This is a genomic window from Anabaena cylindrica UHCC 0172, from assembly GCF_034931625.1.
GTDB classification, from domain to species: Bacteria; Cyanobacteriota; Cyanobacteriia; order Cyanobacteriales; family Nostocaceae; genus Anabaena; species Anabaena cylindrica_A.
Map to the genome: position 1 here is coordinate 1 of NZ_JAYGGY010000041.1, position 14,245 is coordinate 14,245.

Genomic DNA, 14,245 nt, shown 5'->3' on the forward strand with positions numbered 1-14,245 from the left:
TATGGCATCCCCAATGGTACATACCAGACCCTTGGGAAGAGAACAGCACCACAGAAAAAAGCGTCGAAACAAATAAAAACCAACAAAATAGAAATCAAAAAAACAGCATTAACCCATCAGATAACATCCTGAATAGAAACATAAACCCAGGAAACAGCCAAAGTCCAAAAAATAGCGCAAACCCTTACAGTGAGGACAATTACACTCACTTTGACCCAGAAACACCAACGTGGAAAAAACAACAAGCCCAAAACCCTTACCCAGAAAGCGATTACACACACTTTCCTTATATGAAGGTTTTATGTTTACCTTTCGCTACCAGCCCCGTAGGGGCTGAGGTAGCCGATGTAATTGAACAAATGGACGAAGTTCAGGATTGTGATCTAGAAATTCAGGTTTGTCAGAATGAATCAAATGAATTAGAAGCAATCCAGTTATCAGAAAATTTTGAATTCATAAATTTTCTTGATAGTAGGAATAGTTGGAGAATTGATTTAGCTCAATCAAACAATCAATTAGAGTCAATAGTTAAACTGATTGTTTTGCAGTTAAATGAAGTTCCTATTCATCAGAATTTCTTATTTTTCTTGATTTGTAGCGACTCGCCAAAAAGCGATAATCAAAACTTATCAATGGCGAAGACTGACGAACTGGATGTAGTTGTTTTTGGAGCAGAAGAGACACCAGAACCAGCACTCAGAAGTGTTAATTATGGGCAAGAAAATACCACTGTTGATGATTCTACTGCTGATGAGGACTTAAGAATCGATGAACTCAAGCGGGTAACGAAGTTGCGGCTATTGGCAGTAGTTCATGCCCTGAAAAAAGTGCGGGAATACTGCCTGATTTCAGGGCAGTTCATTTGTGGTCAAGAGCGCCGACACCTGGAGATGATCTTCAAGATGCAATTTTACCTGGATTCGGGTCACGAAGTGCTAGTAGCAGAAGCTACTGCATGGGCGGATGCCAATCTCAGCGATAACCCAGTATTTTGGTAAATACCACTGCTACTGATACCCAGCAGATTGTAACAAAAACAACTTAGCATAACGTCCTCCTGCCTGTATTAATTCTGCGTGAGTTCCCAGTTCTACAACAACGCCATCTTCTATAACTGCGATTTTGTCAGCCATTCGTACCGTTGAGAAACGGTGAGAAATCAAAAGTACCATTTGATGTTGAGTAATAGCCCGAAAATGATTAAAAATCTCAAACTCAGCTTGGGCATCTATTGCCGATGTTGGTTCATCTAATACTAAGATATCTGCCTGCGATCGCATAAAAGCACGAGACAAGGCTATTTTCTGCCACTGTCCCCCAGAAAGTTCCTGTCCTCCCTTAAACCAACGACCAAGCTGGGTTTGGAAGCTTTCAGGTAATTGATCAATAAAAGGTTCGGCCATGCCTTTTTGGGCAGCAGTTTGCCAGCGGGTTTTGTTTTCTAGATGTTCTATATCGCCTACGCCAATATTCTCACCCACAGTAAACTGATAGCGGACAAAGTTCTGAAAAATCACACCAATGCGACGACGTAGCACATCCACATCCCATTCCTGCAAGTCCAAGCCATCTAATAAAATCCGCCCAGAGTCAGGGGTGTAGAGTCGGGTAAGTAGTTTGATTAAGGTGGTTTTACCGGAACCATTTTCACCCACAATGGCCAGTTTTTCTCCAGGTTGCAAATGCAGAGAAATGTTTCTCAATGCTGGCTGGGAACTGCCTGGATAAGTAAATGATACGTTCTCAAAACGAATACCATCTTGGGGATGAAAACCAGTGGTAGCCTGACCTGAAGATGTTGGTACTTCTTCTTCCAGGAAATCGTAGAGATTCGATGCAGTATTGAGAGTGAAGAAGCTTTTCGCGATTTTACTTTTCTTCACACATTTTGGTTATTTTATATCTACCTACTTAACAATTTCCATAAACAAGAATTATATTTTAACTTTCATAATTAGCGACAATTCCTTGACCTATTTCCTTTATCCTTCCTACTAACGTCTGTGGTGTTACTACCTTCACACCTCCACCAAACCCAACAATCCATCTCCACAAATCAAAATCATCTAATGTCCATTTAGGAAATATTGCTTGAAAACGATGGGGGAAATGGCGATCGCTTGTTCTGTCCAAACAAAATAGCGACTTGGGTAAATTATTCGTTGTCTTCTGAATCGGTGCAGACATTTTCACCTGTGCGAACCGTTTTGTCCCCTCGGTAATAAAGGGATAAATCCGATCATTAAACCAGAGTTCCACAGTCACACAGACTTGCATTCGTTCTTGTTGATCTGCACTGAGAAATTTTTGTTGGTCAGTACAGCTATTTCCTAAGTACATCCCCGCACCAGATTTAAATAATTTCTGTAACCTTTGTAATGCCTTTTCCTGTGATTCTCCGTTGCGTTGTTGGCTTTGAGGTCTAGCTAAAAACAGTCTATCCAGACGTTCAAATCGCAGTAAACTAGATGTTTCGCCACTCACACACTCATAACCCAAATACCAAGCAACATTAGAAAACACCATTTGCAATGGATAGGCTAAAAAAAAGTCTTTTTCGTCTCCTTCGTATTTACCCACACCTACAAACCGTTGTAACTCCAACAGCCGTCCTTCGATAATTGCTGTTTCCAACTGAGTGAGATTATTACTTAAGGCACTACTATGGAGATGTTTGGGGTCTATAATAGAACTATTAGCGATCGCTCTCACTGGATAAATATTGTCAGTATTTTCAATAGAGTGTGTTTGTAACAACCGTTGCTTAAACGTTTCATAGATTGCTAAGGCTTGGGGGTCATTTAAACTATTAGCTTGGGATTGAATAATATCAAAAACTTTGATTAATTCTGGTTTAGAAAGAATGCCCGTACCAGCAAAATAACCGTGACGCATCGGAAACTCCGGTAATATTTTATAGGGTTTTAAAACTTTTTCAATATCTTTACGAATTCTATCTTTTTCTGTACGATAGTTGTCAATTACTCCAGCTTGTGCAAGAGAGCGAATTAAAGTGTTTAAGCTACCTACACCCATGTCAGCTAAAAAAGGGTAGTGGATAATAAAACGGATTATTCCGATTAACCGCCTAAACACCTCTTTGTCTGAATAGGAATGTGTTGCATTTAAAGATATCAATTCATCAGGCTCAAACTTTAGAAAATCTTCACTACAAACCTTTGAATTACTATTAATAATTCCTTCAGCTTTTAGCCATTCTAAATCATCACCTATAGCATCTTCTTTAGCATAAATTTCACCCCGCATCTTGGACATAAAAGCAGTAATCTCTTGCAGGGAGTTAGTAAAATCTGGAACATAGCCGAAAATGTTTTCCAGGACTTGAGGCTGAGTTAAATAGAACTCACCAATACCAGGATAGTTAATAATTAAGAATATCAAATACATCAACCGTTCAAAATCCACTAGATGACTATAACGATGGGGTGTTATGTTTGCATGACGATTTTGAAAATTGACAATTTGACGGGGAACACCTGCAATTAATTTAGCAATTTGGTCTTGGGAAAATTTGGGGGAGTTGACATCAATTTTATTGACTGCGGCGAATCCTTCACCATTAATTGGTGGAAAGTCTTGCACCATTTTATACATACTTTTAATAATATCTGGAGGAACTTGGCGTTGGCGTTGTTGATTCCACTGACTGCAAATTTCTAAGGGAGTTTTTAAGTACCAGCCCACCCAGTGGAGTTGAGGTAATTCCCATTGTGCAAGTTGGGTTTTGACTTTGAGTAAAAAGTCCATGCGAAAGGAACGCTTACAATTAGTAGCGTCGTAGATAATACTTTTTTGTAGACTAAGAGCAGTACAAATACGGTTAATAGCAGTGGCTTCGATTTTGTGCCATTCCCCTTGAATTGTCGCATTACCATATAGTTCTTGGCGGATTTCATCAGTGGAGATAATTTCGCAATTTCCCAGGCTAGATAGGAGTTTTGCAAAGGTAGATTTACCACTTCCTGGTGTCCCGATGAGAAAATGAGCGATGATTGTTTTGGAGTCGGTTTTAGTTGCTTGTTTAGTTTCGCGTCGAGACGTTGACATATAAGATATAATTTTATAGTGATTTTACTAATTTATTTAAATATGCAAATCAAGTTAAATATTTGAGGTATGTGTTTAATCTTAGTTGGGTATAAATGATAATTTTACATTGCTAGTGCGAATGACCAAGAAGATATTTTGTCAAACTAAGATTCTATCAAAGTCTTTCTGTATCTAGGTTTGAGGCTATGTTAGGAGGTTTTTGTATCATGACTATCTACACACCTCGCCAAATCGCCCAAACCCCTATTCTTGCGTTGAGGTGTGTCGATTGCTTACTGTGTAAGGGTTTAAGCCATGTGTTTGATTAATTTTTCAGATGGTTTTACAATGTTTTTTAGAGGTGTATCGATTTGCGGTCTGAAACCCTTATTGGGTAAGGGCTGCTAGACGAACTCCCCACCGATTGGGTTAAATCGGAATTATTGGAAACAACCGTTGCTGCTCTTCTTTTATCTCTACGATAGAGCTGCCCCACCGATTGGGTTAAATCGGAATTATTGGAAACCCTCTGATGGGGCTGGAAAAGGTTAGCAAACGCTTTCCCCACCGATTGGGTTAAATCGGAATTATTGGAAACGAAAACAGCCCATCGTGCGTATTGGTTTTTCCCAAACCCCACCGATTGGGTTAAATCGGAATTATTGGAAACTTTGTCTTTTCCATTCAAGATAACCCAAAATAGAAAGCCCCACCGATTGGGTTAAATCGGAATTATTGGAAACAAAACTCCACATCCGAATATGGGCAAAAGTTTTTTTATCCCCACCGATTGGGTTAAATCGGAATTATTGGAAACGATTTTATTCGCATCCGAAAATGACAACTCAACCCCACCGATTGGGTTAAATCGGAATTATTGGAAACCGAAAGTACATAAATCAAAACGTCCTATTATACAGGACCCCACCGATTGGGTTAAATCGGAATTATTGGAAACAAACAGATCCAATAATTGCCAAGCCAAGGAATAATTTCCCCACCGATTGGGTTAAATCGGAATTATTGGAAACAAAATCGCCTGGTGTTGTTGCAATTGCAGAACCACCATTTAACCCCACCGATTGGGTTAAATCGGAATTATTGGAAACTTGATCAATGGTGATAGTCATGAGTTTTTCACTTATTTTCCCCACCGATTGGGTTAAATCGGAATTATTGGAAACAAGAATTATTTCTCCTGATAGTTTTGCAGCCTTTTTACAACCCCACCGATTGGGTTAAATCGGAATTATTGGAAACGTTTTGCTGTTAAACATCAAGCCAAGCTCGATGTTACGAACCCCACCGATTGGGTTAAATCGGAATTATTGGAAACCTGGCGTTAAAGGTTGTTGTGGTAGTCATTGTTTTTAGATACCCCACCGATTGGGTTAAATCGGAATTATTGGAAACTTTTCTTTCAACTAATTTCTTGAGTTTTAGCTCTCCCCCACCGATTGGGTTAAATCGGAATTATTGGAAACGTTATATTGCGTTCAACACGGGTGCGAAATGCGAACTACTCCCCACCGATTGGGTTAAATCGGAATTATTGGAAACGCCAAATCTTTAACCGCATTGGTCAAGGATTTAATTGCACCCCACCGATTGGGTTAAATCGGAATTATTGGAAACAGTTGGTTTGTTCATTAAGCACAGTAAAATTCAATTACCCCACCGATTGGGTTAAATCGGAATTATTGGAAACGTCATTATGCCAACTATTGTTATTGTTATCATTAGACATACCCCACCGATTGGGTTAAATCGGAATTATTGGAAACTGCCTAATTTAGGACTTTTAAGTGTATAATCCCAAAGTTCCCCACCGATTGGGTTAAATCGGAATTATTGGAAACCCCAGCAATGTCAACCGCATAACTTTCGGGCTTTTGGTCTCCCCACCGATTGGGTTAAATCGGAATTATTGGAAACGGTGTTGAGTTGAGAGTTACCGTGAAACATGATCCTTTTCCCCCACCGATTGGGTTAAATCGGAATTATTGGAAACAAAACGGTATCGTGCTGATATTTTTTGCAAAAACCTTTTTGCCCCACCGATTGGGTTAAATCGGAATTATTGGAAACTTTGTAACTTTTGATCGTGTTGGCGGAGCAATTTCCCCACCGATTGGGTTAAATCGGAATTATTGGAAACACTAATTCCTCTCCTTCAAGTAAGCAAAAGGTTGCTGCCCCACCGATTGGGTTAAATCGGAATTATTGGAAACCTCAAACTTAGCTGAGGACTTGAGTTCCCAAAAATCCCCCCACCGATTGGGTTAAATCGGAATTATTGGAAACGAATGTAGGAATAAGATTAGGACTAAAGTCTTCTTGAACCCCCACCGATTGGGTTAAATCGGAATTATTGGAAACGATTAGACATGATACTACTCCAAAATTACGGGTGTACCCCACCGATTGGGTTAAATCGGAATTATTGGAAACAAAAAAAGCCCTCATATTGATGAGGGCTTGTTATTTTTTAAATTAGCGATTGACACTTCATATTGATTATTTGAAGCGAAAAATCTATTGATCGCATCATCATGAGACAAAGAGATTATGAGTAAATTGTTAATTAATGCTAGGTTTGCAATTCATAATTATTAATTGCTGTTTTTAGTTCTTCATGTACAGATGACATCAGACTAGCTTTTTCTAATGAATCAAATTGTTGTTTAGTGACAAAATTTAAACAGCCTCTAAGTCTCTTTTGCCAGTCAGTATAATTTTTAGTATTCCATGCTTGAAATACTTCCTCTTGTTGCAATCCTAGCAATTTATGAAATAAATTATTTCTCCAATCTGCTACATCTTCCCAAACCGAAATATCAGATATACCAGAATTTTGACGAAATTCAGGACGTGATTCTTTAAGTAAAACATATAGTGTTTTACCATAAAGACCTACTCTTTGTTTACGCCGAAACTCGGTTGGATAAAAATTTGGAAGTTCTGTAAGAATAGAATCCTTAAAGCAATAAGTACCTTTATTATCTTTGTAAAGATGCTTTTTATAACTTAGTATAGCCCATTCATTAGTTAATCCTTCTAACGCACGGAAACTATGAAACAAAGCTTCTACATTGTTACCTTGTCTCAATCTTATAACTGCCAAATAGGCAGCTTCATAACCTGTCCACCACCATTGTTGAGTACGTTTTATAGAGTCTTCATTTAGAGGACTTCTAGCTTTGCCAAAATCATCAAAATTAGCACTATTCCATTGAATAGCCATTGCTAATAGTTCTTTTATTTTCTCTTCTTGTTTAGTTAAAGATTGATTTTTCCAAAGTTCAGCAAATATTTTACCAACACCATCATAATCATATCTATCTAATAATTCTTTTGCTTCTTGTAATTTTAGTCCTTTTAAATAATTTGAGCTAGAAATAGGAATCACCTTTTCTTTTTGATATTCATTGCTAACTAAAAATTCTACTTGTTTTTCAAACTTTGCTAAACTTGCAAACTGAACTGCTGAAGAAATAGCCGGAGTACCTGCTTGATGACTAACGAAAACCTTATTCTGTTTGTCGTCTTTTTTCTTTTCTTTCTTATTATTTATATTTGTGATATTTCTCTGGAATAAACTATTAACTAATATTAAACATTTGTCCCAGTTATCTAAACCTTCATCTGAAGAATTAGGTTTTAATTCCAAATATTCAATCTCTCCTTTAAACTTAGGGAACTTTTGTTCAAAATACCTTTCTAAAATTGGCTTTAATGTACAGGTATCTTGCCAATAAGGACATTTAGCATCTTCAATTTCTGAATCAAAAACATTTTCTTGATTAGTTAAAATCACAATAATCTTATCTACACTCAAATTTTCATCGTCATTTTTAGATTTTAAATGTTCTGTAAAACCATCAAGCAGGGGAAAAGATAAATCCTCAAAATAATCATCTAGTTGATTTTGATATACTATCCCTAATACTCTTGCTGGTAATGTATATCTAGCATCTTGATCATAAATATCAATTTTATTAGCAGATCCAAACTCCCAACATTCTAATTTATCAAGTGCTTGTTCATATAACATTGACCAAGTTTTATCATGTTTGAGAATAACATCACTATTCCCCGTTGTCACAATCCAAATACTCATAATTTATATCCCCCACAATTTTTGAAACTCAGTTGTTGGTAAAAATGTTAAGAACTCTCGTGTTATTTGATCTTCTTTGTCAGGAAAGATAGTTAATAATTCAATATATTCTCTACCTCGACGTTTAATTTCCCCTTCAGATGTTTTGATATGATGTGGATACATTCGATGGTAAATTCTCCCAATATTTCCCATTTTACCAGTCAATTTAGAATTTTTAATTGACTGAGTTTTGTTATAATTACCATGAAACCATTCTATGGCTAGACTATCATCTTCATTTTCTGCTATACGTCCCCAAATTTGTACTTTTTCGGGATGAAAAGATTCACGCCATGAACTAATTTGATTTCTTGGTGTTTTGCCTTTAAATATTAACCAATTATTCACAGATGTTTTCACACTATCAATAATTTTAGTAATATTTTCAATATTACGAACAGGAAAATAATAGACAGTAGACTTATCAGTAAATTGCCAATGACATCCAATCATGGGTTTATTTCCAGGTTCCAAATATTCTGGTAAAAATATCCGATGATCAATTCTACGAGATGATTTACCAAAACCACCAATTAGCATGGAAAACTTCAGAATTTGCACCACTAATTTTTTCAATTTATCTTTATATTCGTCTGTATAATTTTTCATACAAAGAATAGATAAAACGCCTTTTTGTAAATCATAAATTGGCATTTTTACAGTTCTTCTATATGTAAATTCATTCATTTCTAAGTCAATAGCATTAAACGCAATACCTAAATCTCCAACTATTGCACCTTTAGCACCTGCAAACCCTCCCCAAAGTTCTTTGGTTAATTCCTCTGCTGTATTTTCATCAGTTACAGCACTAAATAACCGCAATGTATGACCACGTAAGGCAGCCTTAAACATATTTGGACGAAACTCACCGCTTCTATCTATTAATTGTGATGCTAATCCTTGTCCTTTTAAACTAACAGTAATTAACTTAGTCTCTGGGTGTTTAATAGGTTGACCATAACCAGCACTTACCCTCGAACCAATACCTCTTTCTATGGCTTTATCCCAAATACTCCAGATAGCTTCCCATTCACTTTCATTTAATTCAATGGTGCTAGAAATACCAAAAACTAAAGTAGGTTGATAGAGGGATATTTGCAAAAATGCAGAATGAGAATTACTATTTTTAATTTGCCAATCTTGTTGAGGATGAACTACATCAATTAAGGGGTTTTCTTTCCAACTATGATCTTTTGGAAATGCACCATGAAAACGCAAATACCCTGGTTGTGTTTCATTATTAATTTCACATCCACAATATCTGATTTTTTGTTCACGGTTACAATGTCTTAAAAATGCCCCCTTCATACTTGCACCAGGATAATAAGGAAATCCATTAGCAGCAATTACAGGACGGATAAAATCATCATCTTGACCACTATTAGAAAGCAAACGCCAACTAATTTGATATGGTTTTGTTCTTACTTTATCACTAAATTTAGGTGAATCAATAGCGGTAGCTTCTAACCATTCATCAACCCATCTTTCAGACTGTTCAGGTTGTTGAATATATTGAATTTGTCCCCTACCACTAATTTGGGCTTGAAACATTAAGGGTACTTCATTACTATTCGGCATCGTTATCACCTGTCTTTTTATAACGTTGAGTCCACCAAACTAAACTGTCACAGAATTGAGTCAAAACAGCTAAACAAATTCTTTGATCTTCAATGTCTAATGCCCATAATCTTGCTGCATAATCTTGTACTTGTCGGGTATTACTTCCATCAACTTGATCATCAGGAAGTTTAATTCCTGCTTGTTTCATGATCTCGACAAAAGTTTTCCAAGTCTCACGCCAATATTTACCTTTTTCGGGTTCTTTAGATAGCAGTCGTAAATGTTCACCCCAAAAACGTTCTAAACCATAAGGTACAGTAGTTCGCATTTTATGAGATTGACCAATTACACCCTTTTTATCCCGATATATGAGGACTAATTTCTGCGCTTTTTGGTCTAAGTTATAGGATTTCCAAGTCATTTTTTTACACTCCTTTAAAAGTTAATTCACAGTGACCTAAACCGATAGATTCTAAGCCACCAAGATAAATATCTGCGGTGTCCCCAGTTTTGAATGGCTGCCATTTTTTATCAGTAGAATTTTCAGATTTATCTTCTCTAATAGCAATAGGAAATACTAAAATAGTTCCTTCAGGTAATGCTTCGGTATTAAAGAAGCCACCACCATCTACTACTTTTTGATCTGGTTTTAATCGCACACGACTTTGACGATATAAAGCCATATCATGAATCATACCAATATCAGCATTATCTACTATTACTGCTGGTTGTTCTTTGAGGTTAGGAAACCAAGGTGATAAGTCTTTAGTTTTGTTAATTTCTAAGAAACCTAAATTAAAGAAGATGGTTTTTTTACCTCCTGTTGCTTGTTTAGCTACAAGATTAGTTGAACCTGTATATTTATCAGGAATTTGGATCTCTTTGAGAAATTTAGTTTGACCATCTACTTGAACTTGAACACTATCACCAGCAATTCTTTGATAACGTTGTAATAACCGAGGACAAGTTACCCAAACTATAGGTTGTCCGGGACAAAAAACGGGAATCCAAATAATAGAAGCATATTCAAATTTAACGATAGATTCGTTATTTTTGTCATCTTCTGCACCATTTCCATACCAGTAGTTTGCGTCATTTTCTTCTTGAGAATTACGCATTTCTGAACGCAAACGACCACGAATGGAACTACCGGGAATAATCCCAGTTTGGGTAAATTGGTCACGGAAAATTAAGTTTAAATTACCGCTTTCTTCTCCTGCGGTTGCACCTACATGAAGTGGTGCTAAGGTTTCAATAATACCGTAGGCTTTTTTGTACATTTTAGGAAACTCCTTTAATTTCTACTGGTAAACATAAACCACAACCGACTTTTTTGAGACTGTAACCTTCTTTGGGAAACCATGTTTCATCCCATTCCCACCAAGGTTTATTAATGGGTTCTTTGAGAACGTAAACACTACCCGCAGGAACAGCATAACGTCCTCTTCCTAATGTTCCTTGGGAACGGAAACGATAGGGAACGGGTTTATCTGTCAACATTTTTATATTGTCAGGGTTGACGGAAAAAGCATTTTCTGGAAACCTTTTAGAAATACGGTTAGAACCCCAAACTGCTGGCGTAATTAATGCAAAACTTTTACCGATTTTTTGATTTAAAATACTTACTATTTTTGGATTAATTTCATCACAGGATATTTCTACAATGTGATTTTCACCCCCAAATTTATACCAACCGTTATCAATAGGATAGGTGGATAAATAGACTAAACAAATATCATCGGGAATTTGTACAGAGTTTTCTAAAAATAGTCCATTAGTATCTTCTGTACAGCGTTGATTTGTTTGAATTTTGGGATGAAGAAAAGAAACGAATTTCCAAGGATTATCAGCAACTTTATCAGGTTTATTCAGTCCTTGTGCTGCTGTTTTCCAAGATGTAATAGTTTGCCAACGATAATCAGGTTCAGGTTTATCTATGTTCTTTTCTAACTTCCATTCATCGTTTTCTATTTTCCATTCTCCGAAACCTTTTTTAGCTATAATTTTATGCCAAGGAATGGGAACAAAAAAGTTTTGTTTATTGTTTGATTTTGCCCAAAATGGTCCAGCAACATAAAGATCATTTCTCAAGCAACATTGAGCGTATTTTTTATTAATCTTGTTAGTGCTAAACATTAAACCTGCTAAGGTAGCAGCGTCAGGGGGAAATTTAGCACCAGAACGACCGACTAAATTTTCTGGTGACAAAAACGCCCCAGCACTTCCATACATCAACCCTAGAGGGTTAATACTAATTAGGTATTTGAACATAAATGCCAACCTACTTTAACTAAATCTGTAATCCAATTTACGATAGATTTTGAGCGATCAATTTCATCGCTATCATCACTAAACCCAGCTAGTTTTTTTGCTAGTTCATTTTTTTTATCATTTATATTCTTTCCATCCTTTATATCGGTGATTAACTTCTGACCTTCACCGGGAAAGTAAAGCTCAAAAAATTGCAAAGCTGTTTGCTTAACAATACGTGCTTCATCGGCATTTTCAATATCAAATACTCGACGGGATTCTAAATGTGCTAAGTCTTGATAAATGTGACTCCAATTTGATTGTTTTTCCCTATCCCGATACTTGGTTAAAATATCTAAATAACACCAAGGACAAGTCCACTGCACATATTGACCGCTATTAAAAACTACTCTAATTGTGACTCGGTTGCGTCCTAAAGATTTGGCTACTTTTTCTGCTTCTCGACAATGTTGTAAAATGTCTCGTTGGGGTACACTACCTGCAACCCACACAAAACCGACACTAACAGTAATATTTTGTTTATGTTCTTGCCATTTATTGTTTAATGTCATTAACCATTCGTAGGCTTTTAATGGTGCAATATGTTCATTAGGATTTTGATTGTAAATTATTCCTAAAAAATCATCACCACCTGCATAAACAATTCTTCCTAATTCTTCGTGAAAATTGTCATTGAATTTTTCTCCCCAATCACGTATTGAATTACTAAATTTTTCTATTTCATTATCACCATTATTTTCACCTGCCAATTTTTTTAAATAATCTCCAACCTTATCACCATCTCCCATAAACCAACCTGTCCATTGTCCAGGTATATTTTTATTGGCTTGTGGTTTGCGTTCAATTTCTTGAAACCTTTTGAGTTTTTCCAAAGGTTCACCTTCAGGTCGTTCTCTACTGATTAAATTAGCTATTTCTGGTAAAGTAATTAGACGTTTTACTAATTCAGGAATACTCAATTTTTCATTAGGTGCAATAAATTTACCTTCTGGTTCTTGGTCAGGGGGACAATTATCTAATATTCGCGCTAATTTTGTATAAAATTCCTTGATTTTATCATCTTCTAAACCATAATTTAAAGTTTTAGGATTGCGGTTTTCTGCACCTAGACCTGGAAAGGCAATTCCATCAGTACCCGTCAAGCTAGAACTCTCACCAATCCAATTTACAGCACTCCAATCACGGCATAATTTCTTAGTTTCTAAATCATCCATTGCGGCTTGGATACTGTGACCACTGCCTTGAAACATTTCCCAAGTGTGTACTCCCCAAAGCGTCCATTCACGTTCCCAGTGATATCGATATTCAGGTAATTTCCTCTCTATCCAAGTTCGACAAACTTTTAAAATATCCTTCCATGCAGAAAGTAATATTTTTTCTGCATCTTTTTTACTGATTTGTCCTTTAATCAAAATGCGGTTAGGCATCCCTTTCTGTAAATTGGGTATTGCTGGAGAAATTACTGTTAATCCGTCTTTCTCAACAGACAAAACTAGCTGCTGACTCAAATAAGAGAGAATCAAAGATGCACCATATAAGTCTCGAAGTTTACGCGATTTCTCGATAAATCCTTGAACTGGTGCGAAGGTGACAGCCGTATATTTATCCATGTAGCTGCATTTCCTTTATACGCTTGTTTTTAACAATACAGGCTTTTATTTAGCTGTTGATAAATGAAAATACTTTGTAACAATTGCTTGTTGTTTAAAGGTAGGCTTGGCGATAAGCCACTAAATTAAAGGGTTAAAAATGCTGACTTATTTACAAAGTCAACAATATATAAATAAAATTATCTATATTTGTTGCTGTGTAAAGTTGAGCAGATTTGTGTTGTATTTTTATCTTAGCGGCAAAAACTGGATGTAAACTACCACTTGTGCGAATGACGAAATTTACTAGGACAATGTGGTAATAAATTCATGATTCGCTTGAAAACACTAGACTTTCAGCTTTATTAAATGCAGACAATATAAGATAAGTCTTATTGAGTATTGAAAAAAATGTCCACCCCTTCCATCTGTCACATCCTGATCAGTGTCCCTGGTAGTGGGAAATGTGGGAAATCTACTTTCGCTACGCAGTACAGTAGCTCTATCCCTGCTGTAGTGATTGAAATGGTTTCCACTAACAATGTGGAGGAGCATAAGTAGGTTGGCGTTAAAAATTGTCGTTGGGATAAGGCAGGGGGTAGGGAGCTTTCTA

At 36.4% G+C, this 14,245-nt stretch carries 7 protein-coding genes, 2 pseudogenes and 1 CRISPR repeat array; of the genes and pseudogenes, 1 reads left to right on the forward strand and 8 read right to left on the reverse strand.

The window, feature by feature from the left end:
• Positions 1 to 998, forward strand: a pseudogene (locus VB713_RS11605) (hypothetical protein); the annotation flags it as partial.
• Positions 999 to 1,007: 9 nt separating this feature from the next.
• Here the strand turns inward: VB713_RS11605 and VB713_RS11610 are convergent.
• From VB713_RS11610 to VB713_RS11645, 8 genes and pseudogenes are all read right to left on the reverse strand, one after another.
• A pseudogene (locus VB713_RS11610) lies at positions 1,008 to 1,835 on the reverse strand (ABC transporter ATP-binding protein); the annotation flags it as partial.
• Between the two features lie 106 nt (positions 1,836 to 1,941).
• Positions 1,942 to 4,068, reverse strand: a complete 2,127-nt coding sequence (locus VB713_RS11615) for an AAA family ATPase (protein ID WP_323311709.1) — start codon at positions 4,066 to 4,068, stop codon at positions 1,942 to 1,944.
• Between the two features lie 397 nt (positions 4,069 to 4,465).
• Positions 4,466 to 6,501: direct repeats of the CRISPR family, unit length 36 nt; unit sequence CCCCACCGATTGGGTTAAATCGGAATTATTGGAAAC.
• A gap of 139 nt (positions 6,502 to 6,640) precedes the next feature.
• The gene (locus tag VB713_RS11620; RefSeq protein ID WP_323311710.1) at positions 6,641 to 8,170 is read right to left on the reverse strand and encodes a hypothetical protein; all 1,530 of its coding nucleotides are present in this window, start codon (positions 8,168 to 8,170) and stop codon (positions 6,641 to 6,643) included.
• A 3-nt stretch (positions 8,171 to 8,173) separates the two neighbouring features.
• Entirely contained in the window at positions 8,174 to 9,790 is a 1,617-nt protein-coding gene (locus tag VB713_RS11625) for a hypothetical protein (RefSeq protein ID WP_323311711.1), read from the reverse strand.
• Positions 9,780 to 10,193 (reverse strand): hypothetical protein, encoded by a 414-nt coding sequence (locus VB713_RS11630; protein WP_323311712.1) that lies wholly within the window; start codon positions 10,191 to 10,193, stop codon positions 9,780 to 9,782. The genes VB713_RS11625 and VB713_RS11630 overlap by 11 nt, the downstream gene beginning before the upstream one ends.
• 4 nt (positions 10,194 to 10,197) lie before the next feature.
• Positions 10,198 to 11,052: a type III-B CRISPR module RAMP protein Cmr4 gene (gene cmr4 / locus VB713_RS11635; protein ID WP_323311713.1), complete on the reverse strand. Its 855-nt coding sequence runs from the start codon at positions 11,050 to 11,052 to the stop codon at positions 10,198 to 10,200.
• A gap of 1 nt (position 11,053) precedes the next feature.
• A complete protein-coding gene (locus VB713_RS11640) occupies positions 11,054 to 12,043 on the reverse strand; it encodes a CRISPR-associated protein (RefSeq protein WP_323311714.1) in 990 nt (329 codons plus the stop codon).
• Complete coding sequence (locus VB713_RS11645; RefSeq protein WP_323311715.1) at positions 12,028 to 13,653, reverse strand: Cas10/Cmr2 second palm domain-containing protein; 1,626 nt, start codon at positions 13,651 to 13,653, stop codon at positions 12,028 to 12,030. Before VB713_RS11645 ends, VB713_RS11640 begins: the two co-directional genes overlap by 16 nt.
• Between the last annotated feature and the right edge of the window lie 592 nt (positions 13,654 to 14,245).